This is a genomic window from Microbacterium helvum (assembly GCF_014779795.1).
Lineage (GTDB): Bacteria > Actinomycetota > Actinomycetes > Actinomycetales > Microbacteriaceae > Microbacterium > Microbacterium helvum.
Genome location: NZ_JACXZS010000005.1, coordinates 36371 through 61078 on the forward strand (window position 1 = coordinate 36371; position 24708 = coordinate 61078).

The 24708-nt window shown below is 70.2% G+C and carries 20 protein-coding genes; 15 read left to right on the top strand and 5 right to left on the bottom strand.

Annotation, left to right across the window (positions count from 1 at the left end):
• Window positions 1-59 precede the first annotated feature (59 nt).
• The 3 genes from IF188_RS08835 to sucD all read left to right on the top strand — a co-directional run bounded on the left by IF188_RS08835 (window position 60) and on the right by sucD (window position 3846).
• Window positions 60-1613 (top strand): FAD-dependent oxidoreductase, encoded by a 1554-nt coding sequence (locus tag IF188_RS08835; protein ID WP_191171427.1) that lies wholly within the window; start codon window positions 60-62, stop codon window positions 1611-1613.
• A gap of 133 nt (window positions 1614-1746) precedes the next feature.
• Entirely contained in the window at window positions 1747-2910 is a 1164-nt protein-coding gene (gene sucC, locus IF188_RS08840; protein ID WP_191171428.1) for an ADP-forming succinate--CoA ligase subunit beta, read from the top strand.
• Window positions 2911-2943: 33 nt separating this feature from the next.
• The gene (sucD, locus tag IF188_RS08845; RefSeq protein ID WP_191171429.1) at window positions 2944-3846 is read left to right on the top strand and encodes a succinate--CoA ligase subunit alpha; all 903 of its coding nucleotides are present in this window, start codon (window positions 2944-2946) and stop codon (window positions 3844-3846) included.
• Between the two features lie 62 nt (window positions 3847-3908).
• Here the strand turns inward: sucD and IF188_RS08850 are convergent, their stop codons facing one another.
• The 3 genes from IF188_RS08850 to IF188_RS08860 all read right to left on the bottom strand — a co-directional run bounded on the left by IF188_RS08850 (window position 3909) and on the right by IF188_RS08860 (window position 7824).
• Window positions 3909-4913 carry a glycoside hydrolase family 43 protein gene (locus IF188_RS08850; protein ID WP_191171430.1) on the bottom strand — a complete coding sequence of 335 codons (1005 nt, stop codon included), beginning with the start codon at window positions 4911-4913 and terminating at the stop codon, window positions 3909-3911.
• Between the two features lie 12 nt (window positions 4914-4925).
• Entirely contained in the window at window positions 4926-6737 is a 1812-nt protein-coding gene (locus tag IF188_RS08855; protein ID WP_191171431.1) for a glycoside hydrolase family 2 protein, read from the bottom strand.
• Window positions 6738-6807: 70 nt separating this feature from the next.
• A complete protein-coding gene (locus IF188_RS08860; RefSeq protein ID WP_191171432.1) occupies window positions 6808-7824 on the bottom strand; it encodes a LacI family DNA-binding transcriptional regulator in 1017 nt (338 codons plus the stop codon).
• 152 nt (window positions 7825-7976) lie between these two features.
• On the opposite strand from IF188_RS08860, the gene IF188_RS08865 reads away from it, so the two are divergent.
• The 3 genes from IF188_RS08865 to IF188_RS08875 are packed head-to-tail and all read left to right on the top strand — an operon-like array spanning window position 7977 to window position 11111.
• Window positions 7977-9278: an ABC transporter substrate-binding protein gene (locus IF188_RS08865; protein WP_191171433.1), complete on the top strand. Its 1302-nt coding sequence runs from the start codon at window positions 7977-7979 to the stop codon at window positions 9276-9278.
• Window positions 9268-10254: a carbohydrate ABC transporter permease gene (locus IF188_RS08870; protein WP_191171434.1), complete on the top strand. Its 987-nt coding sequence runs from the start codon at window positions 9268-9270 to the stop codon at window positions 10252-10254. Before IF188_RS08865 ends, IF188_RS08870 begins: the two co-directional genes overlap by 11 nt.
• A complete protein-coding gene (locus IF188_RS08875; RefSeq protein ID WP_191171435.1) occupies window positions 10251-11111 on the top strand; it encodes a carbohydrate ABC transporter permease in 861 nt (286 codons plus the stop codon). Before IF188_RS08870 ends, IF188_RS08875 begins: the two co-directional genes overlap by 4 nt.
• A gap of 53 nt (window positions 11112-11164) precedes the next feature.
• Here the strand turns inward: IF188_RS08875 and IF188_RS08880 are convergent, their stop codons facing one another.
• The gene (locus IF188_RS08880; protein WP_224751663.1) at window positions 11165-11377 is read right to left on the bottom strand and encodes a tautomerase family protein; all 213 of its coding nucleotides are present in this window, start codon (window positions 11375-11377) and stop codon (window positions 11165-11167) included.
• 65 nt (window positions 11378-11442) lie between these two features.
• On the opposite strand from IF188_RS08880, the gene IF188_RS08885 reads away from it, so the two are divergent.
• Both IF188_RS08885 and IF188_RS08890 read left to right on the top strand, forming a co-directional pair.
• Window positions 11443-11883: a nitroreductase family deazaflavin-dependent oxidoreductase gene (locus IF188_RS08885; protein ID WP_191171437.1), complete on the top strand. Its 441-nt coding sequence runs from the start codon at window positions 11443-11445 to the stop codon at window positions 11881-11883.
• Window positions 11880-12623: a formylglycine-generating enzyme family protein gene (locus tag IF188_RS08890; RefSeq protein WP_191171438.1), complete on the top strand. Its 744-nt coding sequence runs from the start codon at window positions 11880-11882 to the stop codon at window positions 12621-12623. Before IF188_RS08885 ends, IF188_RS08890 begins: the two co-directional genes overlap by 4 nt.
• A 59-nt stretch (window positions 12624-12682) precedes the next feature.
• Here IF188_RS08890 and IF188_RS08895 read toward each other — a convergent pair whose 3' ends face one another.
• Entirely contained in the window at window positions 12683-14140 is a 1458-nt protein-coding gene (locus IF188_RS08895; RefSeq protein ID WP_191171439.1) for an NCS2 family permease, read from the bottom strand.
• A 127-nt stretch (window positions 14141-14267) separates the two neighbouring features.
• Here IF188_RS08895 and IF188_RS08900 point away from each other — a divergent pair, with 127 nt between their 5' ends.
• From IF188_RS08900 to IF188_RS08930, 7 genes are all read left to right on the top strand, one after another.
• Window positions 14268-15914, top strand: coding sequence for a cell division protein PerM (locus IF188_RS08900; RefSeq protein ID WP_191171440.1), 1647 nt, complete (start codon window positions 14268-14270; stop codon window positions 15912-15914).
• 126 nt (window positions 15915-16040) lie between these two features.
• Window positions 16041-16643 (top strand): phosphoribosylglycinamide formyltransferase, encoded by a 603-nt coding sequence (gene purN / locus IF188_RS08905; RefSeq protein WP_191171441.1) that lies wholly within the window; start codon window positions 16041-16043, stop codon window positions 16641-16643.
• Window positions 16644-16683: 40 nt separating this feature from the next.
• Window positions 16684-18288 carry a bifunctional phosphoribosylaminoimidazolecarboxamide formyltransferase/IMP cyclohydrolase gene (purH, locus tag IF188_RS08910; protein ID WP_191171442.1) on the top strand — a complete coding sequence of 535 codons (1605 nt, stop codon included), beginning with the start codon at window positions 16684-16686 and terminating at the stop codon, window positions 18286-18288.
• 102 nt (window positions 18289-18390) lie between these two features.
• A complete protein-coding gene (locus IF188_RS08915) occupies window positions 18391-19953 on the top strand; it encodes a DNA-3-methyladenine glycosylase 2 family protein (protein ID WP_191171443.1) in 1563 nt (520 codons plus the stop codon).
• Window positions 19950-20459, top strand: coding sequence for a methylated-DNA--[protein]-cysteine S-methyltransferase (locus tag IF188_RS08920; protein ID WP_191171444.1), 510 nt, complete (start codon window positions 19950-19952; stop codon window positions 20457-20459). The genes IF188_RS08915 and IF188_RS08920 overlap by 4 nt, the downstream gene beginning before the upstream one ends.
• Before the next feature lie 421 nt (window positions 20460-20880).
• The gene (locus IF188_RS08925) at window positions 20881-22836 is read left to right on the top strand and encodes an ABC transporter ATP-binding protein (RefSeq protein WP_191171445.1); all 1956 of its coding nucleotides are present in this window, start codon (window positions 20881-20883) and stop codon (window positions 22834-22836) included.
• Window positions 22833-24644 carry an ABC transporter ATP-binding protein gene (locus IF188_RS08930; RefSeq protein WP_191171446.1) on the top strand — a complete coding sequence of 604 codons (1812 nt, stop codon included), beginning with the start codon at window positions 22833-22835 and terminating at the stop codon, window positions 24642-24644. The genes IF188_RS08925 and IF188_RS08930 overlap by 4 nt, the downstream gene beginning before the upstream one ends.
• Window positions 24645-24708: the final 64 nt, after the last annotated feature.

A 24708-nucleotide genomic window follows, 5' to 3' on the forward strand; every position in this document is an offset into this window, starting at 1 on the left:
GCGTCGGCTGCGCTGTCAAGCGGGTCGACGCGACTCTGATCATCGGCTTGCGTGGAGCGATGACGCCGATCTGGAAGCGGGACGCCGAGACCCTGGCGGGAACGCCCTTCGAACCCGGCCGCCGGCGTGACGTCGTGGTCGTGGGAGCGGGGCTGACGGGTCTGAGCACGGCGCTCATGCTCGCCCGCGAAGGACACGACGTCTCCGTCCTCGAGGCCGGGGAGGTGGGCGAGCTCGCGTCGGGGGCGAACACCGGCAAGCTGACGGTGCTGCAGGGGTCGGTGCTGTCGACGCTGCGCCGTCATCACCCTGCGCGGCTCGCCCGCGCCTATGTCGAGGCCAACCTCGACGGCGCGCGCTGGCTGACCGGCATCGCCGATGAGCTCGGCGTGCCGTACTCGCGGCGCACCGCCTACTCGTACGCGCAGACTCCCGAGGGCGCTGCGTGCGTCGACGCGGAGCTGCGCGCCGCGTCCGAGGCGGGCCTCGCCGTGCGTCGGGTGTCGGCGCAGGAGCTCGCGCTCTCGCCTTTCCCGATGGTGGATGCCGTCGCACTCGACGGTCAGGTCGCGATAGACCCGCAGCGCCTGCTCCTGGCCCTCGGGCGGGCCTTCCTGGCAGCCGGGGGCGTGCTGCACACGGGCGTGCGGGTGACGCGGGTGCACGCGGTGCCCAAGGCAGGGGTGGAGACGACGGCGGGCTACGCCGAGGCGGGCCAGGTGGTGCTCGCCACTGCCACGCCCATCGTGGATCGAGGGCTGTACTTCGCGAAAGTCCGTGGCCTGCGTTCGTCGTGCGTCGCGTTCGAGCTGGATGCACCGCCGCCGTCGGGCCTCTACATCTCGGTCGACGGCCGGACGAAGTCGGTGCGATCGGTGACCGCCGACGACGGCCCGGTCGATCTCGCCCAGCTGATCGTCGCGGGCAATGGATTCGCGGTGGGCCGCAGCGATTCGGTGCGCGCCGAGATCGACGATCTGGTCTCGTGGACGCAGCGGCACTTCCCGGGCGCGCGCACGGTCGCGTCGTGGTCGGCCCAGGATTACGAGTCCCACGACCTGGTGCCGTTCGTCGGCGCGATGCCGCGCGGGCTCGGCCGCATCCGCTTCGCCACCGGGTACGCGAAGTGGGGACTCTCCAATGCCCCGGCCGCCGCACTGCGCATGACCGCCGAGATCGGGAAGGTTCCGCACAAGGAGCGTCCGGAGTGGATGAACGTGATCGCGACGCGGTTCACGGTGCCCGCCGACCTCGCCCGCGGCGGCGTCGAGAACCTGCGGGTGGGGTGGGAAGCCGCGTCCGGCTGGATCGGTGCGCAGGCCGCCGCGACGCCGGTGCGCCGGCCGGCAGAAGGCCAGGGGGTGGTCGCGAACCGCGGCGGGCACCCGGTCGGCATCGCCACCGTCGAGGGGCGCACCTGCGCGGTGAGCGCGGTCTGCACGCACCTCGGAGGCGTGCTGCGGTGGAACGACGCCGACTCCTCGTGGGACTGCCCGCTGCATGCGTCGCGGTTCACCGCGGACGGGTGTCGCATCGAGGGACCGGCGCTGTGCGATCTCGCGCGCCTGCCGCGCGTGCCGGGCGAGGAGATCCCCGATCCCGCAGGAGCATGATCACCCCGGCGCGTCGCTCACGTCAGAACCGGACAGCAAGCGGTAGTAGGCTGGGGGATTGGTCGATATCTCGACGTCGAGACGCTTTTGAGCGTCATCCCCACCCCATTCGCCACCTGCGAAGGAAACAACTGTGGATCTGTACGAGTACCAGGCACGAGACCTTTTCGAGAAGTACGAGGTGCCGGTGCTCGCCGGCATCGTCGCGGACACGCCGGAGGAGGTGCGTGCCGCAGCCGAGAAGATCGGCGGTGTCGTTGTCGTCAAGGCTCAGGTCAAGACCGGCGGTCGCGGCAAGGCCGGCGGTGTGAAGGTCGCCAAGACGCCCGATGAGGCCTACGAGGCCGCGAAGGCGATCCTCGGCCTCGACATCAAGGGCCACGTCGTCAAGCGCGTGATGGTCGCCCAGGGTGCCCGCATCGACAAGGAGTACTACTTCTCGGTGCTGCTGGACCGGGCCAACCGCTCCTACCTGTCGCTCGCGTCGGTCGAGGGCGGCATGGAGATCGAGGAGCTCGCCGTCGAGCGCCCCGAGGCCCTCGCCCGCGTCGCCGTCGACCCGCTGCAGGGCATCGACAAGCAGAAGGCCGTCGAGATCGCACAGGCCGCCGGCTTCGGCGAGGACCTCGTCGACAAGGTGAGCGACGTCTTCGTCAAGCTCTTCAACGTCTACAAGGGCGAGGACGCGACGCTCGTCGAGGTGAACCCCCTCGTGCTGACCGAGGAGGGCGACATCATCGCCCTCGACGGCAAGGTCTCGCTCGACGAGAACGCCGACTTCCGCCACCCGGGCCACGAGCTGCTCGAAGACAAGGCCGCGGCCGACCCGCTCGAGGCCAAGGCCAAGGCGAACGACCTCAACTACGTCAAGCTGGACGGAGAGGTCGGCGTCATCGGCAACGGTGCGGGCCTGGTCATGTCGACGCTCGACGTCGTCGCGTACGCCGGCGAGAACCACGGCGGCGTGAAGCCCGCCAACTTCCTCGACATCGGCGGCGGCGCCTCGGCCGAGGTCATGGCCGCGGGCCTCGACGTCATCCTGGGCGACCCGCAGGTCAAGAGCGTGTTCGTGAACGTCTTCGGCGGCATCACCGCGTGCGACGCGGTCGCCAAGGGCATCGTCGGCGCGCTGGCCGAGCTCGGCTCGAGCGCCTCCAAGCCGCTCGTCGTGCGCCTCGACGGCAACAAGGTCGAAGAGGGTCGCGCGATCCTCCGCGACGCGAACCACCCGCTCGTGACCCTGGCAGAGACGATGGACGAGGGCGCCGACAAGGCCGCCGAGCTCGCCAACGCCTGACCCCTCAGCATCCGGAACTAGGAAAGAACAGACATGTCGATCTTCCTCAACAAGGACTCCAAGGTCATCGTCCAGGGCATCACCGGCGGCGAGGGCACCAAGCACACCGCGCTCATGCTGAAGGCGGGCACGCAGGTCGTCGGCGGCGTGAACGCGCGCAAGGCCGGCACCACGGTGCTGCACACCGACGCCGACGGCAACCCCGTCGAGCTGCCCGTCTTCGCATCGGTCGCTGAGGCGATCGAGAAGACCGGCGCCGACGTCTCGATTGCGTTCGTGCCGCCGGCGTTCACGAAGGATGCCATGGTCGAGGCCATCGACGCCGAGATCCCGCTGCTCGTCGTGATCACCGAGGGCGTTCCCGTGGGCGACACCGCCGAGGCGTGGGCCTACGCCCAGTCGAAGGGTGACAAGACCCGCATCATCGGCCCGAACTGCCCCGGCATCATCACGCCCGGCGAGTCGCTGGTCGGCATCACTCCCGCCAACATCACCGGCAAGGGCCCCATCGGCCTCGTGTCGAAGTCGGGCACGCTGACCTACCAGATGATGTACGAGCTGCGCGAGATCGGCTTCTCGACGGCCATCGGCATCGGCGGCGACCCGATCATCGGCACCACGCACATCGACGCGCTCGCCGCGTTCGAGGCCGACCCCGAGACCAAGGCCATCGTCATGATCGGCGAGATCGGCGGCGACGCCGAGGAGCGCGCGGCCGACTTCATCAAGGCGAACGTGACCAAGCCGGTCGTCGGCTACGTCGCGGGCTTCACCGCCCCCGAGGGCAAGACCATGGGCCACGCCGGCGCCATCGTGTCGGGCTCGGCGGGCACCGCGCAGGCGAAGAAGGAGGCCCTCGAGGCCGCCGGCGTCAAGGTCGGCAAGACGCCGTCCGAGACCGCGTCGCTGATGCGCGAGATCATCGCGGGCCTGTAAGGGCCGAAAAAGAGGGGTGGATGCCGGCGGCCGAGGCCGCCGGCATCCACCCCTCTTCGTTCTCACTGGCCGGACGGCACGCGCTGGTCGCCCTCTCCGAAGGGTTCGCCGAAGACCGGAGCTCCGTCCTTCCAGGTGAACCGCTGCGCGTTCATCACCCGGTCCCAGCCAGCGCCGGAGTAGCGGGCAGAGTGATAGACCATCCAGCTCTCCGTGCCGTCGGGCGACGTGGTGAATGATCCGTGTCCTGGCCCGAACACCTCGCCGGTCCGCTCGAAGACGGGGCCGGGGGACTTGGTCCATGCGGACGGATCCAGCAGGTCCTTCCCCGCGCCGGTGAGCAGCCCGTACGCGTAGTCGTCGGTCCAGCTCGCGCTCGCCGAGTAGACGAGGAAGACGCGGTCCTCCGTGACGAGCGCTTGCGGCCCCTCGTTGATGGGCATGGTGTGTCGCTCGAAATCGAGCGTGGGCTCAGAGATCAGGACCCCGGTGCCGGCAAGAGTGGTGGGGCTCGTCATCTCGGCGATGTACAGGTTCTGCTGTCCGTCGGCGGTTCCCGGCCAACCGGACCAGGCGAAGTACGCGCGGTCCTGGAACTCGAACCGTGTGCCGTCGATCGCCCAGCGATCGGCGGCATCGGTGATCTTGCCGAGATCGGTGTAGGGCCCGAGCGGGTCGTCGCCCGCGCTCTCCAGGACGAACATCCGATGACCGGCGTTGTCTTCGTCGCACGTGGTCGCCGCGTAGTAGACGTACCACCTGGTGTCGATGTGATGGAGCTCGGGTGCCCACACGTCGCGACAGTTCGGTCCGTCACTCGGAGCGGTCCAGACCTTCGTGCGGACACCCTGCGCGATGTCGGTCAGGTTCTTCTCCGGCGAGGCGGTCACCCAGATCCCATCCTCGGCGCTCTCGATCAGCAGGTAGTGCGAGCCGTCCTTGACGACGTACGGGTCGTTGGCGACGTCTTTGATCGGGTTGTTGAACGTGGGGGCGCAGCCGGCAAGGGCAGCGGCCGTCAGAGCGGTCGCGGTCAGAGCGGTCACACCGAGCCAGAAGGAGCGCATGGGCTCTCCGGCTCAGGAGGAAGCACCGGCGGCGCCGGACATGATGGCGCGCAGGCGCTCCAGCGGCAGCTTGGGCGTGCGGTCGGCACCGACGAGTCCGTTGGTCTCTTGCAGGGTGTCGGTGAGCTGCGTGTAGCAGAAGCCGGCCAGCGCGCGGCTGTCGTGGACAGCAGCCATGAGGGCGCTCAGGCGCGCGTCGAAGTCCGACGCCGAGGACGCGGACGAGTAGCCCCACGCATCGGCGGCCGAGTCCACGTCGAACGAGATGCCCCCGAACTCGGTGAGCATCACGGGTGCGTCGTCCACGTCGCCGCTCAGCACGAGGACGCGTCCGGCCGGGCCCACGCCGTCGACCAGCTCGTCGATCGCGGCACGGGTGCGGTACCGGTCGCCGACGACGCCGGCATCAGCCTCGTAGTCGTGGATGGCGACGATGTCGGTGTCGACCTGCTCCCACCCGTCGTTCGAGACGACCGGCCGCGTGCCGTCGAGCGCCTTCGTGAGCGACACGAGAGCGCGCGCGTAGTGCTGCATGCGGGCGTCCGTCGCGATGTGCTGCACGCCCCAGCTCTCGTTGAGCGGCACCCAGGTCACGATCGACGGGTGCGAGAAGTCGCGGCGCACGATGTCGAGCCATTCCCGGACGGTGCGCTCGACGGCGACGGGCGTGAACGTGAAGCTCGCAGGGGCCTCGCCCCACACCAGCAGTCCCAGGCGGTCGGCCCAGTAGAGGAACCGAGGGTCCTCGAACTTCTGGTGCACGCGGGTGGCGTTGAAGCCGAGGTCCTTGATGAGCTGCGCCTCGTCGCGCAGCGCCTGCGCCGAGGGCGCCGCCAGGTGCGACTGCGGCCAGTAGCCCTGGTTCAGCACCGAGCGCACGTAGTACGGCCGGTCGTTGAGGAAGAAGCGGCCGCGGGCGACGTGCGCCGTGCGGATGCCCAGGTAGGAGCGGGCCAGATCGTCGCCGACGCGGATCTCGGCGTCGATGAGGCGCGGGTGCTCGGGCGACCACAGCAGCTCTTCGTATGCCTGCCCGTTGGCGAGGGCGGCGACCGGGATGACGAGGGATGCCTCGTCGTCGTCGATCATCGTCTTCACGGTGCCCAGCTGCCGGCCCTGGTACGACAGGTCGACGCGGACCTCGACGGGCTGGACGGGCACAGCCGAGAGCTCCAGTCCGGCCGTGACGAGGCCGGTGCGCGGATCGGCCATCCACCGGACACCGGTCGTCGAGATCGCGGGGACCGCCTCCAGCCACACGGGCTGCCAGATGCCGCTCGTGCGGTGGTACCAGATGACGTGCGGCTGCTCGCGCCAGTCCTGCTTGCCGCGCGGCTGGCCGATGTCGTGGGGGTCGTCCTCGGCGCGGACGACGACGGTGTGCTCATCGCCGGGCGCGAGCGCGTCCGTGACGTCGAACGCGAACGGCGTGTGCCCGCCCTCGTGGCCGCCGACGGCGCGCCCGTCCACCCACACGCGGCAGCGGTAGTCGACGGCACCGAAGCGCAGCATGAGGCGCGTGCCGTCGCCGTGGCCGGCGCTCTCCAGCTCGGCCGCGCCGAAGCCGCGGGCGTACCAGACGATGCGGTGGTGCGCGGTGTCGGCCACGCCCGATGCCTCCGACTCGGGCGGGAACGGGACCAGGATCTCGCGATCGAACGCACGCCGCTCGTGCCAGCCCTCGCCCAGCCCAGCATCGGCGTCGTCGAACGCGAACGTCCACGTGCCGGACAGGTCGGTCCACGAGGGCCGGACGAGCTGCGGGCGGGGGTAGGTGCCGTCCTGGTCGCTCGCGGACCAGAGGGCGCTGTCGTCGTCGATCATGCCGACTAGCATGCCCGACAAATACAGCGCTGTAAATTCCTGATTCAGAATCCAGCGCTGCAACCGGTCGTCACGTCGATGCGGCCGGCGCGCTCTCGCGCGTCACGATGCGGTGCGGCACGATCTCATGGCGCCCCACGCCGTCGTAGCCCTCGATACGCTCGATCAGCAGCTCCAGGGCGCGGCCGACCAGCGCGGGCAGATCCGGGCTCACCGTCGTCAGGCTCGGGAAGGTCACCGCGCTCAGCCGGGTGTCGTCCCACCCGGTCACCGCCACGTCGAGGGGCACGCGGATGCCGCGCTCCTGCAGGGCGCGCAGCGTTCCGAGCGCCGCGAGATCGTCGCGGCACACGATGCCGTCGGCGTCGAGCCCGTCATCCAGCGCGCGGCGCACGGCATCGACGGCGTCGGCGGCCGACACCGAGTCGGTGGCCACCAGCAGACCGGGATCCGGCGTGATGCCGGCATCCTGCAGCGCCTCCTGGTAGCCGAGGATGCGCTGGCGCGAGGTCTCGCTGAGGGCTCTGGCCTCGTGGCCGACGAACGCGATGCGCCGCCGACCCGGCTCGATCATGTGCCGCGTGATCTCGCGGGCCGCAGCCACGTTGTCGATCATCACGCGGTCGATGGTCAGGGGTGCCGGCGTCTCGCCGAGCAGGACGATGGGGATGTCGGAGCGGTGCTGTGCGATCTCGCTGGAGGACATCGCGCTCGGCTGGAACAGCATCCCGTCCACCAGTCCCGCCTCGGAGCTCGCCATCAGGGCGCGCTCGCCGTCAAGGGTTGCGTCCGTCTCTTCGAGCAGCACGCGGTAGCCGTACGACTGCGCCGCGCGCGAGGCCACGCGCGCGAGCTCGGCGAAATACGGGATCCCCACGTCGGCGAATGCGAGCGCGATGAGGCCGGTGCGCCCGGTGGCCAGGCGCCGCGCCATCACGTTCGGCTTGTAGCCGAGCTCGTCGATCGCCCTCTGCACCCGTTCGCGCATCTGCGGCGACACGTGGGCGTAGTTACGCACCACGTTCGACACCGTCTTCATCGAGACGCCGGCCCGCTCGGCCACATCCTGCAGTCGCGGTCCGCGCATCGAAGCTCCTCCTGTCGGTGTCGGACAGCCTCAGACTAGCGCTCGTCGAGGCGGTTGACATCGAATTTCTAGCGCTGTACATTCGACCGCACTTGCACAAGTCGACGCCCGGACGGCTCCGGGCGGGCTTCACCTCAAAGGAGAGCGATCACATGAAGAAGGCAATCGCGCGCGGGTTGGGAGTGGGTCTCGCGGCAACCGTCGCACTGGCCCTCGCCGGCTGCGCGGGTTCGAACGGAGGCGGCGGGTCGGTCTCGGGCGACGACTACGACGGACCCAAGGTCGAGATCACCTTCTGGCACGGGTGGACCGGCGGCGCCGCGCCGACGATCGTGCCCAAGCTCATCGAGGAGTTCAACTCCGAGCACGACAACATCGTCGTCAAGAACGTCCCGCAGGAGTGGGCCGACATCGCGGCCAAGATGCCGCTGGCGATCAAAGCCGGGAAGGGTCCGGATGTCGCGGTGCTGCACGGCGACGACCTGGCGACCTACGCCGCCCAGAAGCTGCTGCTCCCCGCGGACGACATCGTCGACAACCTCGGATACAGCGCCGACGACTTCCCGCCCGGTGTCTACGACAAGGGCAACTACGACGGGTCGCAGTACGCGGTGCCGTGGAGCGTCACGCCGCTGGGCCTGTTCGTGAACAAGGAGGTGCTCTCGAAGGCGGGCATCACCGACATCCCCGCCGACAAGGACGGCTACGTCGCCGCCCTCGACGCGCTCAAGGGCGCCGGCGTGCAGGGCGAGTGGGTCGACGGCTACGTCTTCACCGGCACGTTCGAGTTCGAGAGCCTGGTGTGGCAGTTCGGCGGCGACCTCTACAACAAGGACGTCACCGAGGCGACGTTCAACTCGGATGCCGGCGTCCAGGCCCTCACCTGGATGACAGACCTCGTCAAGAACGGCTACAGCCCGGCGAACGTGGCGCAGGACGGAAACATCAAGGCGCTGCTGGCCGGTGAGACCGCGTTCAACTGGAACGGCGTGTGGCAGACGACGAACTCGGCGTTCGGCGACCTCGACTGGGCTGCCGCTCCGGTGCCCCAGATCGGCACCGAGAAGGCCGTGTGGTCGAGCTCGACGCACTGGGTGTTCCCGGCGAACAAGGGGCAGGACGACGACAAGACGGCCGCCGCGGCCACGTTCGTGAAGTGGATGAACGACCACTCGCTCGGCTGGGCCGAGACCGGCGAGCTCCCCGCCGCCAACACGGTGCGCGAGGACCCCGACCTGCTGTCTACGTACCCGGCTCTGGAGCCCTTCATCGACGAGCTGGACTACGCGCACTACGAGACCGTGTCGCCCGGCATCAACGAGGCCAACGCGCTGATCACCACGGCGATCAACGAGGCCCTCACCGGCAAGAAGACGCCGAAGGAGGCTCTGGACGACGCCAAGAAGAAGGCCGACGCCATCCTCGAGCAGAACCAGGCCAAGTATGGCGGCTGACATCGCCGGCACGGTGGCCGTCCCGACCGAGCGCGCGAGCGCCCGGTCGGGCGGCCGCCCCGCGTCCGGGCGTCACGCCGCGCGACGGCGACGCACGCTCGTCGCCTACCTGTTCCTCGCGCCCTTCCTGATCCTGTTCGGCACGTTCGTCATCGCCCCGGCGATCTTCGGCCTGTGGATCAGCGTCACCGACTGGAGCCCGTTCCGCGACACGCAGAACTTCGTGGGGCTCACCAACTACCTGAACCTCTTCACCCCCGGCAGCACGACCTTCGACGACTTCTGGCAGTCGATGGGGGCGACGGCGATCTTCGTCGTGGCGAGCGTGCCGTTCCTCGTGGTGATCCCGCTGTTCGTGGCCGTGCTGCTCAACCGCAGGCTGAAGGGCGCGACGGTGTTCCGCACCGTGTTCTTCGCGCCGTACGTGCTCGGCGTCGCGATCGTCGGCGTGATCTGGAGCTACATCTTCGACACGCAGTCCGGAATCCTCAACCACGTCCTCGGGCTGCTGGGCCTTCCCGACGACATCCCGTGGGTCGTCGACGTGCCGTGGGTGTGGGTGTCGCTCGTGGGTGTCACCGTCTGGTGGACGGCGGGCCTGAACACCGTCATCTTCCTCGCCGGCATGAAGGGCATCAACGGCGACCTCTACGAGGCGGCCTCGCTCGACGGCGCCGGCGCCTGGCGCTCGTTCTGGAGCGTCACCATCCCGGGCCTGCGCCCGGTCATGCTCTTCATCACGACCACGACGATCCTGGCGTCGGCGAACATGTTCGGGCAGTCCTACCTGCTCACGGCGGGCGGGCCGGGCAACGCGACCCGCACCGCGATCATGTACATCGCCGACCAGGGCCTGTCGCAGAACAACATGGCGCCGGCCGCCGCGATGAGCTACATCCTCTTCGCCATCCTCGCGGTCATCAGCGTCATCAACTTCCGGCTGCAGCGCGAGCGCTCCGAGAAGGGAGCTTCATGACCACCTCGCTCGCGGCCGCGCGCCGGCCATCGCCCCGCCGCACCGCCTCCCGCACGCTGCTGTACGCGGTGCTCGGGTTCCTGACGCTCGTCGTGGTGTTCCCGCTCGTGTGGATGGTGCTGACCTCGTTCAAGACCGACGCCGATGCCGTGCGCAATCCGTACTCGCTGCCGAACCCCTTCTCGACCGAGGCGTACCAGACGCTGCTGCTGAGCGGTCAGCAGCCGATCTTCCTGTGGCTGTGGAACAGCTTCGCCGCCGCGACGATCCAGACGGTGCTGATCCTCGCGACCGCGTCGATGGCCGCCTACGCCCTGGCACGCCTGGACTTCGCCGGCAAGAAGGTCGTGTTCGGGCTCATCATCGCGACGCTGCTGGTGCCGCCGGTTGTCTTCCTGATCCCGAACTACCTCATCGTCGAGAACTTCGGCTGGCTCGACACCATCCTCGCGATCACGGTGCCCGGCGCCGCCGGCGCCTTCGGTGTCTTCTTCCTGCGACAGTTCTTCCTCGGGCTGCCGGTCGAGGTCGAAGAGGCGGCGCGCATCGACGGCGCGGGCGAGTTCCGCATCTTCTTCCAGGTCGCCCTGCCCCTGGCCAAACCGGCCCTCGCCACCCTCGCGGTGCTGTCGTTCCTCGGCAACTGGAACGACTTCCTGTGGCCGGTGTACGTGCTGCTCTCTCCCGAGAACATGACGCTCCAGCCGGGCCTCGCGATGCTGCAGGGCGCCTACCGCACCCACTTCGCCATCGTGATGGCGGGCGCGGTGATCGCGTCGGTCCCGGTCCTCGTGCTGTTCGCATTCGCACAGCGCCAGATCGTCGACTCGGTCGCCGGCGCCGCCGTCAAGGGGTGATGGACGGGTGGATGCCGGCGGCCGAGGCCGGCGGCATCCACCATCCAGCGTCGTCAGCCGTGGAAGCGGGCGACCTGGCCGGCGCGGTCGGTGTCTTCGCTGGCGAGCACGCCGCCGTTCGCGACGAAGTCGGCGGCGACCTCCTCGAACATGATGCGGACGTCCTGACGCCGGGCGCCGAGAGCCTCGACGGCCGCGTCCGTCACGAGTTCGGCGAAGCGGCGGCGCTGATCGACGGTGCGCCCGGGCAGAAGTTCGACTCTCATGTTCGGCATACCTCGACGATAGGGGAGCGGCCCGGACCCCGCCGCGGCGCCTTTACGCTGGGGGCATGCCGTTGACCGGGGAGTATCAGCCGTCCACATCCGAATGGGCACGCACGCAGGCCGAGAAGTACGAGGCCTCCGGCGGTGCCGAGGCGAACACGCTGCGCGGCGTGCCGATCATCGTGCTCACGACCGTCGGCGCCAAGACCGGCGGGCTGCGCAAGACGGCCCTCATGCGCGTCGAGCACGACGGCCGCTACGCCGTCGTCGCGTCGAAGGGCGGCGCGCCCGACGAGCCGAAGTGGGCCGAGAACATGCGCCGTCACCCGCATGTCGAGCTGCAGGACGGCGACGTCAGGCGCGACTACGACGCCCGCGAGCTGTCGGGCGACGAGCGCGCCGAGTGGTGGGAGCGTGCGACCGCCGTGTGGCCGGACTACGCGAACTACCAGACGAAGACCGATCGGCTGATCGCGGTCTTCGTGCTCGAGCCGCGCGAGGCGTGACCGACATCGACCTCGCCCGCATCGCGGGCGGGACGGTGACGCTCCACGACGCGCGGCGCAAGGTGCGCTGGGACGTGGAGCTCGAGCCGTACGAGCTCGGTGTCTACGCGGTGACCGAGGAGCAGCTCGCCGAACTGTTGGGCGAGTCCGCCCGTCACCCACGGCGACCCGCCGTCGATGTCAGCTGGCTGCGGGCGGTCCGCTTCTGCAACGCAGCCTCGGAGTGGGAGGGCCTCGACCCCGCGTACACCTTCGAGGGCGAGGACGTCACGTGGCACGTCGACGCCGACGGCTACCGCCTCCCCACCGAGGCCGAGTGGGAGCACGCGTGCCGCGCCGGTTCGACCGGTCCGCACTACGGTCCGCTCGCCGAGGTCGCCTGGACGAGCGCCGACGGACTCACCGCTCCTGCCGAGGTCGGCGGACGCCTGCCCAATCTCAACGGCCTGTTCGACACCCTCGGCAACGTGTGGGAATGGTGCTGGGACCTGCTGGACCCCGCACGGTACGCCGACTACCGCGTCTTCCGCGGCGGCGGCTTCGCCGACGACGCGTGGAGCGTGCGCGCCTCGACCCGCCGCGGCGGCCCGCCCCGCTCGCACCACGACGACGTCGGCTTCCGCGTCGCGCGGGGCGGCTTCGACGCCGAGGGCGCCGCACAGGGCTGGTCAGCGCGGGCCGACGCCGAGCGTGCCGACCCCGACGGCCCGCTGCCGCTCGGCTGGACGCCGCTGCGCTGACCCCTAGAACAGGTGGATGCCGGCGGCCGAGGCCGCCGGCATCCACCGTCATCTCGGTCTCAGCTCGCAGGCGGAGCGAACAGCATCTCGATCGGACCGCGCGCGAAGTACAGCAGGAAGCCGGCGGCCACCACCCACAGCAGCGGGTGGATCGTCTTCGCCTTGCCCGAGAACGCGTTCACCACGACCCACGAGATGAAGCCCGCGCCGATGCCGTTGGCGATCGAGTAGGTCATCGGCATGACGGTGGCCGTCAGGAACACCGGCAGCAGCACGCGGAAGTCGCTGAGGTCGATGTTCTTGATCTGGGTGAGCATCATGGCCCCGACGAGCACCAGGGCGGCGCCGGCGACCGATCCGGGCACGAGCGAGGCCAGCGGCGTGAAGAACATCGCCAGCAGGAACAGCACGCCGGTCACCACGTTCGCGAGGCCCGTGCGTGCGCCCTCGCCGATGCCCGCGCCCGACTCGACGAACACCGTCGCGGACGACGACGAGGTCGCACCGCCCGCGATGGCGCCGACACCCTCGACGATCAGCGCCGACTTGATGCGCGGGAAGTCGCCCTTGCTGTCAGCCAGGCCCGCTTCTTCCGACAGGCCGGTCATCGTCCCCATCGCGTCGAAGAAGTTCGAGAACACGAGGGTGAAGATGAACATGATGAGGGTGAGCGCACCCACCTTCTCCCAGTCGAACACGAAGTCGACATTGCCGATCAGGCTCAGATCGGGCAGGGCGAACACGCTGCCCGAGAAGCCGAAGTCGAGTCCGAACGGCCAGATCGCGTTGACGATCGCTGCGAGCACGGTGCCGCCGATGAGGGCGATCAGGATCGCGCCCTTGAGCTTGAGCGCCATCAGGATGCCGCCCAGCAGCAGCGTGATGACGAACATCAGGGTGCCGAGCTCGGTGATCGAGCCGCCGACGCCCAAACCCACCGGCGGGTCTTCGCTCGAGGTCACGAAGCCGGCGTTGACGAACCCGATGAACGCGATGAACAGACCGATACCGACGGTGATCGCCAGCTTGAGCTGGTACGGCACGGCGTCGAACACCATCTTGCGCAGGCCGGTGGCCGACAGCAGCACGATGATGACACCGTTGATGATGACGAGCGCCATCGCCTCGGGCCAGGTCACTGATCCGACGATGGTGAACGCGAGGAGCGCGTTGATGCCCAGACCCGCGGCGAACGCGAAGGGCAGTCGCACCACCAGGCCGAACAGCAGCGTCATGACGCCGGCGGTCAGCGCCGTGGCCGCGGCCACGGCGGGACCGGGAAGCGTCGTGCCGTCGATGTCGGGGGTGGAGAGGATGATCGGGTTCAGGATCACGATGTAGGCCATCGTGACGAACGTCACGATGCCGCCGCGCACCTCGGTGCCGACGGTCGAGCCGCGCTTGGTGATCTCGAAGAACCGGTCGAGGCCGTTCTTCGGCTCGGGCGTCGGCGCGCCGGACGCGGGGGCGGATTCGGGCGCGGTGACGCTCTCGGATGCGGGCGAGTCTGTGCTCATCTGTGGGGACCTCCGACCAGAAACGTTAGTCGCTCGCGCGGCAAGCTGGGTATTGGCTGAATGGATGCCGCCCCCTTCCGCGCGGGCGACGCAGGCCCGCAGGCGCGGCGGTTAGGGTCGACTGCGCATGCATCGCCTCATCGTCGCCCTCCTCTCCGCCGTCGACGCCGCCATCGCGGTCGCCGTCGGCCTTGCGGCGACCCTCGCGCCGCTCACGCTGCTGTGGGTGTTCGGGTTCGGCGGGGGAGCGGACTGGGGAGTGCTGTGGCCGGCGGCGGTGTCGGCGTGGCAGCTGGGCAACCTCGTGCCGCTGCACATCACGCTGCCGCCCGAGTATCTCGCCGCGACGGGGATCGACGCGTCGGCGGCATCCTTCGTCCTCTCGCTCGCGCCGCTCGCATTCGCGACGTTCACCGCGATCTTCGCCGCGCGCTCGGGTGCGCGCGCTTCGCACGCCGACGCCTGGATCGTCGGCGTCGTGACCTCGACTGCGGTGTTCGCCGCCCTGGCCACCGCGGCCGCGTTCACCGGCGAGAACGAGGTCGCCGCCGTCGCGCGGTGGCAGGCGATCCTGATCCCCACGCTCGTCTTCGCGCTGCCGGCGCTCGTCGCGGCGGTCGTCACCGAATGGCGTGAGGCGGGCTCCGGCGTGGTCGCCCAGGTGCGCGACCGCGTCGAGGGGCAGCCCCACGGCTGGAGCGAAGCGCCCGCGCTGATCGCGCGCGGTGTCGCGGTGAGCGTCGTCGCCCTCATCGGCGCCGGCGCACTGGTACTGGGCGTGTCGCTGTTCGCGCGCGCCGGTCAGATCGTGGCGCTCTTCCAGGCGTCGAGCGTCGACCCTGCCGGCTCCGTGGTCATCACGCTCGGTCAGCTGGCGTATCTGCCGACGCTGGTGGTGTGGGCGCTCTCGTTCGTCGCCGGCCCGGGCTTCGCCGTCGGCACCGGCACCGCCGTGTCGCCCGCCGGCACCCAGGTGGGTGTGCTGCCGGGCATTCCCGTGCTGGGTGTCGTGCCCGAGACCACCACGACCTGGCTGCTGCTGCTCGCCCTGATCCCGGTCGGCATCGGCGCGCTCGCCGGGTGGGTCGCACGCTCGCGCCTGGTCCGCTCTGCGGGCGTGCCGGTGGTCGCCCGCACCGAGCCCGCGTCGTCGCGGTTCGACGACGACCGCACCGCTACGCTGTCGGGCCTGGTCGGGACCTCGGGCGGAGAAGACGAGGCCCCTGATGCGGACGGCGTCGATCAGGATGCCGGCGGCCATGGCCACGGCGATGAGCCGATGGGCGCACGTCTGGTGATCGCGCTCGGGATCGCGGTGGTCAGCGCGGCCGCGGCCGCGCTCCTCGCGTTCGCGGCCTCGGGGTCGCTCGGCCCGGGGCGCCTCGCGGAGTTCGGCCCCGCGCCCGGCCCCGTCGCGCTCGCCGTCGGCCTGGAGGTGCTGATCGGCGCCGCGATCCTGCTGCTCGCGCCGGTCGGGCGTCGCAGTGTGCACGGGAGCGGCTGGGAGGCGGCATCCACATCTCCGCAAGAGGGACGCGGCGACGAGACGGGCACGCCGCTCGCGGCGACGGGGCGGGCCGATGACGCGGCCGACGAGCCGCCGCGGATCCCCGACCTCGACGACACCGCCGATCTCGCCGCGATCGCCGCCGCCTGGAGCGGAGTGCGCGCGACATCCGCGCGAGCTGCGGCGGAACGTGACGGCGAGGCAGAGCGGGGCGAGTCCTCCGGCGACGCCACGACCGAGCCGATCGACCTGCCCCCGTCGGCCTGACGGGCCGGTCGGTCGCGCCGGCCGCAGCACCTGACGAACGGAAGACCCGGACGAGGGTCGGGTCCATGCGCGGGCGGCGCCGACACACGCCGTAGCCGCACCTGGCGGGTCACGTAGACTGACCGGGTGCTCACGGTCGCCGTCCTCATCTCGGGCACAGGGTCGAATCTGCGCGCTCTGCTCGACGCGGCGGCCGACCCCGAGTTCCCCGCCCGCATCGTCGTCGTCGGCGCCGATCGCGAAGCCGAGGGCTTCGCGCACGCCGAGGAGTACGGCATCCCCACCTTCATGGTGCCGTTCGCGCGCTTCGACACCCGCGAGGAGTGGGGCGCCGAACTGGGTGAGCAGCTGTCGGTCTGGCAGCCCGACCTCGTCGTGCTTAGCGGCCTCATGCGGTTGTTGCCCGCGGGCCTAGTCGACGCGTGGTCGCCGCGCATCGTCAACACCCACCCGGCCTACCTGCCCGAGTTCCCCGGTGCCCACGGGGTGCGCGACGCGCTCGCCGCCGGCGCCGCGCAGACCGGCGCCAGCGTCATCATCGTCGACAACGGGGTCGACTCGGGGCCGATCCTCGCCCAGGAGCGCGTGCCCGTGCTCCCCGGCGACGACGAGCACGCCCTGCACGAGCGCATCAAGCCCGTCGAACGGCGCCTGTTGATCGACGTGGTCCGCCGCGTCGCGACGGGCGACCTCGACCTCGCAGCGGCGTCCGCGGACGCCCAGCTCTGACCCCCCACCCCGCGATCTGACGCCCACAAGGAGAACCGACATGGCCGGACCGAGCCACGACCCCGCCCTGTATCGTCCCCGCGATGTCGTCCCGGTGCGCCGGGCGCTCGTGTCGGTGAGCGACAAGACCGATCTGCTCGCGCTGGGCGAGGCGCTCGCCGCCGCCGGTGTCGAGATCGTGTCGACGGGCGGCTCGGCCTCGCTGCTGCGCGACGCGGGCTATGAGGTCACCGACGTGGCGGCGGTCACCGGCTTCCCCGAGTCCCTCGATGGGCGTGTCAAGACGCTGCACCCCGGCGTGCACGCCGGCCTCCTCGCCGACCTGCGCCTCGAAGACCACGAGCGCCAGCTCGCCGACCTCGACATCGCACCGTTCGAGCTCGTCGTGGTGAACCTGTACCCGTTCGTCGAGACCGTGGCCTCCGGCGCCCAGGGCGACGACGTCGTCGAGCAGATCGACATCGGCGGCCCCGCCATGGTGCGCGCGTCGGCCAAGAACTTCGCCAACGTCGCGATCGTCGTGTCGCCCTCGTCGTACCCGGCCGTCATCGACGCGGTGAAGAACGGCGGCACCACGCTCGTGCAGCGCCGCGAGCTCGCCGCCCGCGCCTTCGCCCACACCGCCGAGTACGACCGCGCGGTCGCGACCTGGTTCTCGGAGGGCACGCTCCTCGAAGAGGACCTGCCCGCCCACCTCACCATCAAGGCCGAGCGGCTGGCGACGCTGCGCTACGGCGAGAACTCGCACCAGCGCGCCGCGATCTACACCCGCAACGGCGGCCACGGCATCGCCCAGGCCACGCAGCTGCAGGGCAAGGAGATGTCGTACAACAACTACGTCGACGCCGATGCCGCCCTTCGGGCCGCGTTCGACATGGTCAAGCCGGCCGTCGCGATCATCAAGCACGCGAACCCCTGCGGCATCGCGGTGACCGCACCCAACGCGCTCGACCCGATCGCCAGCGCTCACCTGCGTGCACACGAATGCGACCCGGTCTCGGCCTACGGCGGCGTCATCGCCGCGAACGGCACCGTCACGCTCAAGATGGCCGAGAACCTCAAGGACATCTTCACCGAGGTCATCGTGGCCCCCTCGTTCGAGCCGGCGGCGCTGGAGGTCTTCAAGTCGAAGAAGAACCTGCGGCTGCTGCAGCTGCCCGAGGACTGGCAGCAGGAGCGCATGGACGTGCGCCTGGTGTCGGGCGGACTGCTGCTGCAGGACGCGGACCGCTTCCCCGACGACATCGAGTCGGTCGCGAAGGACTGGCAGCTCGTCTCCGGCGAGCAGCCCGCTCCCGAGCAGATGGAGAACTTCATCTTCGCGTGGAAGTCGTGCCGCGCCGTGAAGTCCAACGCCATCGTGCTGGCCAAGGGCTCGGCGACGGTCGGCATCGGCATGGGCCAGGTCAACCGCGTGGACTCGTGCCGGCTCGCAGTCGAGCGGGCCGGCGACCGCGCCGCGGGATCGGTCGCCGCGTCCGACGCGTTCTTCCCCTTCGCGGACGGTCCGCAGGTGCTGATCGACGCCGGCATCACCGCGATCATCCAGCCTGGCGGCTCGGTGCGCGATGACGAGGTCATCGCCGCGGCGAAGGCCGCCAACGTCACGATGTTCTTCACGGGCGAGCGCCACTTCTTCCACTGAGCTCATCGAAGTGTGACGGCCGCGAGGGCTCGGCCGCCGGCATCCCACAGCCATGTCCGATTTCCGCGAGTCGATGTCGGGGGAGCGTGTCAGGCTAGGGGCATGAGCCTGGCGATGACGTTCGACGAGAGGTACCGCGCGATCGACTCGCGCGACGCGCGCTTCGACGGCCAGTTCGTGACGGCGGTGCGCTCCACAGGCATCTACTGCCGGCCGAGCTGCCCCGCACGCACGCCCAAGCCGTCCAACGTCACCTTCTACCCGACGAGCGCCGCGGCGCACGAGGCGGGGTATCGGGCGTGCAAGCGGTGCCTGCCCGAGGCGGCGCCCGGCTCGCCGCAGTGGAACCTCCGCGGCGACACCGCCGGCCGCGCCATGCGGCTCATCGCCGACGGCGTGGTCGAGCGCGAGGGCGTGCCAGGGCTCGCCGGTCGTCTCGGCTACTCGCCGCGGCACCTGACCAGACTTCTGACGGCCGAGCTCGGCGCCGGTCCGCTGGCACTCAGCCGCGCGCACCGCGCCCAGACCGCGCGGATGCTGCTCGTCGGCACCGACCTCTCGGCCGCCGACGTCGCCTTCTCGTCGGGGTTCGCGAGCATCCGTCAGTTCAACGACACGATCCGTGAAGTGTTCGGGATGCCGCCGACCGAGCTTCGCGCCCGACGTCCTGCTTCGCACCACCAGGCCACGCTCGCGCCGGGGGTCACGATCGACCTCGCCCTGCCCCACCGCGGGCCCCTGGACGCGGACGGCCTCTTCGCGTGGATGGCCGCCCGTGCGGTCGCCGGCGCCGAGGTCGCGACGTCGACGACGTTCGCTCGCACGCTGCGGCTCGCCCATGGGCCGGTGTGGTTCGAGCTCAGGGTGGACGACGCCGGACGTGTGCGCCTGCGCGCGGCCCTGGCGAATCTGGCCGACCTGTCGACGCTCGTCACCCGCGCCCGGCGGCTGTTCGACCTCGACGCCGATCCTGTCGCCGTGGACGAGTCGCTGTCCCGGCAGGTCGAGCTGGCGCCGCTCGTCGCCGGGCTGCCCGGCATCCGCGTGCCGGGCGCGGCCGATCCGCACGAGATGCTGATCCGGGCGATGATCGGACAGCAGATCACGGTGGGTGCCGCGCGCACGGCGCTGACGGCGCTCACGGCCGCGCTCGGCGAGCAGGTGCCGGCATTCGCGGGCATGATCGACGACGGCGCGGGCCCGGCGCCGCTGCTGTTCCCCACGATGGCCGCCATCGCGGAGCACGGCCATGAGGTGCTGCGCGGCCCGGCCGCCCGCATCCGTGCCGTCACCGGTGCCGCCGCCGCCCTCGCCGACGGCACGCTCACGCTGACTCCCGGCGACGATGCGGCGGAGCAGCGCGCGGCGCTGCTGGCGATGCCCGGCATCGGCCCGTGGACCGCCGACTACGTGCGCATGCGCGTGCTCGCCGATCCCGACGTGTTCCTGCCCGGCGACGTCGCGGTGCGCGCGGGAGCAGCGGCGGCCGGGCTGCCGTCCGAGCCTCGCGCCCTCACCGACTGGGCCGTGCGCACCGCGCCCTGGCGCAGCTACCTCACCGCGCATCTCTGGCGCGCGGTCCCGCCGAAGCCGAAGCCGATGCCCGGGCGCCGGGCTGCGGCATCCTCCATCCGAACTCTCGCAACCACCGGAGGCCTCTCATGAGCACCGCGACCATCCAGACCCTCGACACTCCTGACGGCGTCTTCACGCTGCTCGCCGACGAGCGCGGACACGTGCTCGCCTCGGGGTGGACCGCCGACCGCGACGCGATCCTCGCGCGGCTTTCGCCGGGCGCGCGCCCGACCGACGTCCGCGAGGGAGAGACGGATGCCGCCACCGCCGTCGCCGCCTACTACGCGGGGGACCTCGCCGCGATCGACGAAGTGCCTGTCGCACAGCACGGCACCGCCATGCAGCTCGCCGGCTGGGCGGCGCTGCGGAGGATCGAACCTGGACGCCCGCTGACCTACACCGAGTTCGCCACGCTGCTGGGCTCGCCGAGCGCGGTCCGGGCCGCGGCATCCATCTGCGCGCGCAACGCGCCCGCGCTGTTCATCCCCTGTCATCGGGTCCTGCGCACCGATGGGACGCTCGGCGGCTTCGCATGGGGGCTGCCGGTCAAGCAGCGCCTCCTCGATCGCGAGGCGGGGGTGCCCGCACTCGTGTGAGACCTGGAGGGCTGGGCGCAACGGACTTTCCGGGGGAGCGGAAAGCGCTTGTTGCGCTCAGCCTTTTCTCAGGTATACCCTGGAGGGCTGGCGTGTCGTTTCGGCGGCACCCAGCCCTTATCCCACGATCCGAGGAGGAAGCCATGTCTCAGGCCGTCGTCACCACGAAGCCGATTGTCTTCCTCCCTGCCATCGCCGGGACGACGCGCGTCGACTACGCCGGGTAACCCCCGAGCCGACCTCCGCAGATCGGCCGCCCACCGCGGCGCCGCCGCTTGGCGACAAGCAGACGGCATACGATCGCCCGTCCTCGCGTTCTGGCCCTCCAGGACGACGCATCAGCGCCCCCACTGACGTGTTCTCGGCGCGCCCATTCCGCGGCATCCGCTCGCATCTCCGCACCACCACCCACACAAGGATCATGACCTCGTCTTCCGCTGAGAGACTCTCGACCCCGCGGGCGCTCGCCCGCCTCTACCCGTTCGTCAAACCCGCACTGCCGCGGATGATCGGCGGGTTCTTCACCGCGCTCGGCGCCGCGGTGATGACCCTCATCATCCCGCTGGTGCTGCAGGCCGTCGTCGACGGCCCGATCCAGTCCGGCGACCTCACGCTCATCGTGTGGGCGTCGGTCGGCGTGCTCGTCCTGGGCGCTCTCGAGGCGCTGTTCATCTTCTTGCGCCGCGCGTTCGTGCTCACCCCGGGCACCGCCGTCGAGTACGAGATCCGGCAGCAGTTCTACCGGCGCCTGCAGCGCCTGCCCGTCGCGTTCCACGACAAGTGGCAGTCGGGCCAGCTGCTGAGCCGCATGATGCAGGACATCAACCTGATCCGCCGCTGGCTGATCTTCGGTCTCATCCTGCTGGTCGTCAACGTGCTGACGATCATCGTCGGTTCGGCCCTGCTGTTCCGCTGGCACTGGGCTCTGGGCGCCACGTTCCTGGTCGTGTCGATCCCGCTGTGGTTCTTCGGCTACCGGTTCGAGCGCAACTACGGTGTGCTCGCGCGGCAGAGCCAGGACCAGGCCGGCGACCTCGCGACCTCGGTCGAAGAGAGCGTCCACGGCATCCGCGTGCTCAAGGCCTTCGGCCGCGGCAAGCACGCGCTGCAGAAGTTCCAGCGCCAGGTCGAGACCCTGCGCGGCACCGAGCTGCGCAAGGCGCGCGAGGTCGGCGTGCTGTGGTTCTGGCTCGAGGTGATCCCGATGATCGCCTTCGCGCTGTGCCTGCTGCTGGGCATCTGGCTGACCAGCGAGGGCCAGCTCACGGTCGGCGAGCTGTTCGCGTTCTTCGCGATGGCGACCGCGATGCGCTGGCCGCTGGAGTCCCTCGGCTTCCTGTTCTCGTTCCTCGTCGACGCTCGCACCGCGACGGACCGCGTGTTCGAGGTGCTCGATGAAGAGAACACGATCGTCGACCCTGCCGAGCCGAAGACGATCGCCGCTCCGAAGGGCGAGCTCGCGTTCCGCGGCGTGCACTTCCGGTACCAGGATGCCGCCGACACCGAGCGCGACCTGCTCGACGGCGTGGACCTGGTGCTGCGCCCCGGCGAGACCATGGCGCTCGTCGGCCTGACCGGCTCGGGCAAGACGACGCTCACGACCCTGCCCGGACGCCTGTACGACGTCACCGGCGGCGCGGTCGAGCTCGACGGCGTCGACGTGCGCGAGCTGGGGCTCGAAGAGCTGCGGACGCACATCTCGATGGCGTTCGAGGACGCGACGCTGTTCTCGGCCACGGTGCGTGAGAACGTGCTGCTCGGCCGCGACGACCTCGATCCGAAGAGCCCCGAGGCGCAGGCCGTCCTCGACGAGGCGCTGCAGATCGCGCAGGCGCAGTTCGCGTACGAGCTGCCCGACGGCGTCGACACCACCGTCGGCGAAGAGGGGCTGTCGCTCTCGGGCGGTCAGCGCCAGCGTCTGGCCCTGGCCCGCGCCGTCGCCGCGAAGCCCGCCGTGCTCGTGCTCGACGACCCGCTGTCGGCGCTCGACGTCGACACCGAGGCGCTCGTCGAGGCCGCGCTGCGTCGGGTGCTGGCCACCACGACCGCGCTCATCGTCGCGCACCGCCCGTCCACGGTGGCGCTCGCCGACCGCGTCGCGGTGCTCGAGGGCGGGCGCATCACGGCCGTCGGCACGCACACCGACCTGCTGCGCGAGAGCGAGCACTACCGCCACGTCATCTCGAGCCTCGAGGCCGCTGCGGCGGAGCACGCGGCCGATCAGGCGGCCGAGCAGGCGGCGGACCAGCTGGAGCAGGACCGCGCCACCGAGCGCGCAGAGCGCGAGGCGGAGCTGCTGCTGGTCGATCAGGAGCAGGGAGAGCAGACCCATGCGCGAGAACGCGTCGCGACCGAAGAAGCGGAGGTGAACCGATGAGCACCGTCACCGGAACCCAGGGCGAGGACCGCCACGACTACACGAAGGCCGAGAGCCGGGCGATCCGCCAGCGCTCGCTGCGCCTGCTCGTCTCGCTGCTGAAGCCGAAGCGGCCGCTGGTGGTCCTCACCGCTGTGGTGATCGTCGCATCGACTGCGCTGCGCGTGCTCGGCCCGTGGCTCATCAGCTACGGCATCAACGAGGCCCTGCCGGTCGCCGTCGAGATGTCCGATTGGATGCCGGCGATCGGCGTGACCGCCGTCTACATCGTGTCGGGTGTCTCGGGCGCGGCCCTCATCGGCTGGTTCGTCGTGCTCTCGGCCAAGCTCACCCAGGCCGTGCTGATGGACCTGCGGCTGCGGATCTTCCGCCACACCCAGCGGCTCAGCCTCGAGTTCCACGAGACGTACACGTCAGGTCGCATCATCTCGCGCCAGACGAGCGACCTGGAGTCGATCCGCGAGCTCATGGACGGCGGCCTCAACCAGCTCGTCCAAGGCACCCTGTTCGGCGTCTTCACGCTGGTGATGCTGCTGCTCACCGATCCGCTGAGCGCGCTGGTCATCCTGGTGATGGTCATCCCGCTGTCGTTCCTGATGCGCTGGTTCTACATCCAGTCGCAGAAGGGCTTCCGTGAGTCGCGAGTGGTCAGCGCCCGCCTGATCGTCCAGTTCGTCGAGACCATGACGGGCATCCGCGCGGTCAAGGCGTTCCGCAAAGAGAAGCGCAACGACGTCGAGTTCGGAGAGGTGTCGGCGGACTACCGCCGCGTGAACCTGCGGCTGGTGAAGCTGTACGGCATCTTCGACCCGGGCCTCATCCTGCTCGCCAACATCACGATGGCCGTCGTGCTGCTCTGGGGCGCGTTCCGGGTGGTCGACGGCACGCTCCTCATCGGAACGCTCCTGGCATCCGTGCTCTATGTGCGCAACTTCTTCAGCCCGCTGGAAGAGGTCGCGATGTTCCTGAACTCCTACCAGTCGGCCACGGCCGCGCTGGAGAAGGTCTCGGGCGTGCTGGAGGAGGAGCCCACGGTTCCCGACCCGCAGCAGCCGGTCGACCTGTGGGAGGCGAAGGGGCATCTGAGCTTCGACGAGGTCGAGTTCGGGTACGGCAACGGCAAGGTGATCCTGCCGGACTTCTCGCTCGACATCCCCGCGGGGCAGACGATCGCACTCGTCGGAACGACAGGTGCCGGAAAGTCGACTCTGGCCAAGCTGGTTTCGCGGTTCTACGACCCGACGAAGGGCGCGGTGACGCTGGACGGCGTCGACCTGCGGTCGCTGCACCCCAAGGACCTCCGCCGCGCGATCGTCATGGTCACGCAGGAGGCGTACCTGTTCAGCGGGACCGTCGCCGACAACATCGCGCTGGGCAAGCCCGACGCGACGCTCGACGAGATCAAGGCGGCGGCTCGCGCGGTGGGGGCGGATGCCTTCATCGAGGACCTTCCCGACGGCTACGACACCGACGTGAACAAGCGCGGCGGCCGCGTGTCGGCGGGTCAGCGTCAGCTGATCTCGTTCGCACGCGCGTTCCTGGCGAACCCGGCGGTGCTGATCCTCGACGAGGCGACGGCGTCGCTCGACATGCCGTCCGAGCGGCAGATCCAGGACGCCCTGCAGACGCTGCTCGCCGACCGCACCGCGATCATCATCGCGCACCGCCTGTCGACGGTGGCGATCGCCGACCGCGTGCTGGTCATGGAGCACGGCCGCATCATCGAGGACGACGCTCCCGACGTGCTCATCAGCGGCACCGGCAAGTTCGCGCAGCTGCATGCCGCGTGGCGCGAGTCGCTCGTGTAGCCCAGCCCCGACCGCGGATGCCCCGGCCCTTCTGTCCACAACACAGGGCCGGGGCATCCGTCCT

Bases quoted from the DNA above. Each gene is read 5' to 3' on its own strand.
- IF188_RS08900 (WP_191171440.1), top strand. From the start codon at position 14,268: ATGCATCGCCTCATCGTCGCCCTCCTCTCCGCCGTCGACGCCGCCATC.
- IF188_RS08930 (WP_191171446.1), top strand. From the start codon at position 22,833: ATGAGCACCGTCACCGGAACCCAGGGCGAGGACCGCCACGACTACACG.
- IF188_RS08865 (WP_191171433.1), top strand. From the start codon at position 7,977: ATGAAGAAGGCAATCGCGCGCGGGTTGGGAGTGGGTCTCGCGGCAACC.
- purH (WP_191171442.1), top strand. From the start codon at position 16,684: ATGGCCGGACCGAGCCACGACCCCGCCCTGTATCGTCCCCGCGATGTC.
- IF188_RS08880 (WP_224751663.1), bottom strand. From the start codon at position 11,377: ATGAGAGTCGAACTTCTGCCCGGGCGCACCGTCGATCAGCGCCGCCGC.
- IF188_RS08855 (WP_191171431.1), bottom strand. From the start codon at position 6,737: ATGATCGACGACGACAGCGCCCTCTGGTCCGCGAGCGACCAGGACGGC.
- IF188_RS08860 (WP_191171432.1), bottom strand. From the start codon at position 7,824: ATGCGCGGACCGCGACTGCAGGATGTGGCCGAGCGGGCCGGCGTCTCG.
- IF188_RS08875 (WP_191171435.1), top strand. From the start codon at position 10,251: ATGACCACCTCGCTCGCGGCCGCGCGCCGGCCATCGCCCCGCCGCACC.
- IF188_RS08895 (WP_191171439.1), bottom strand. From the start codon at position 14,140: ATGAGCACAGACTCGCCCGCATCCGAGAGCGTCACCGCGCCCGAATCC.
- IF188_RS08925 (WP_191171445.1), top strand. From the start codon at position 20,881: ATGACCTCGTCTTCCGCTGAGAGACTCTCGACCCCGCGGGCGCTCGCC.
- sucD (WP_191171429.1), top strand. From the start codon at position 2,944: ATGTCGATCTTCCTCAACAAGGACTCCAAGGTCATCGTCCAGGGCATC.
- IF188_RS08835 (WP_191171427.1), top strand. From the start codon at position 60: ATGACGCCGATCTGGAAGCGGGACGCCGAGACCCTGGCGGGAACGCCC.
- IF188_RS08915 (WP_191171443.1), top strand. From the start codon at position 18,391: ATGAGCCTGGCGATGACGTTCGACGAGAGGTACCGCGCGATCGACTCG.
- IF188_RS08885 (WP_191171437.1), top strand. From the start codon at position 11,443: ATGCCGTTGACCGGGGAGTATCAGCCGTCCACATCCGAATGGGCACGC.
- IF188_RS08920 (WP_191171444.1), top strand. From the start codon at position 19,950: ATGAGCACCGCGACCATCCAGACCCTCGACACTCCTGACGGCGTCTTC.
- IF188_RS08870 (WP_191171434.1), top strand. From the start codon at position 9,268: ATGGCGGCTGACATCGCCGGCACGGTGGCCGTCCCGACCGAGCGCGCG.
- IF188_RS08850 (WP_191171430.1), bottom strand. From the start codon at position 4,913: ATGCGCTCCTTCTGGCTCGGTGTGACCGCTCTGACCGCGACCGCTCTG.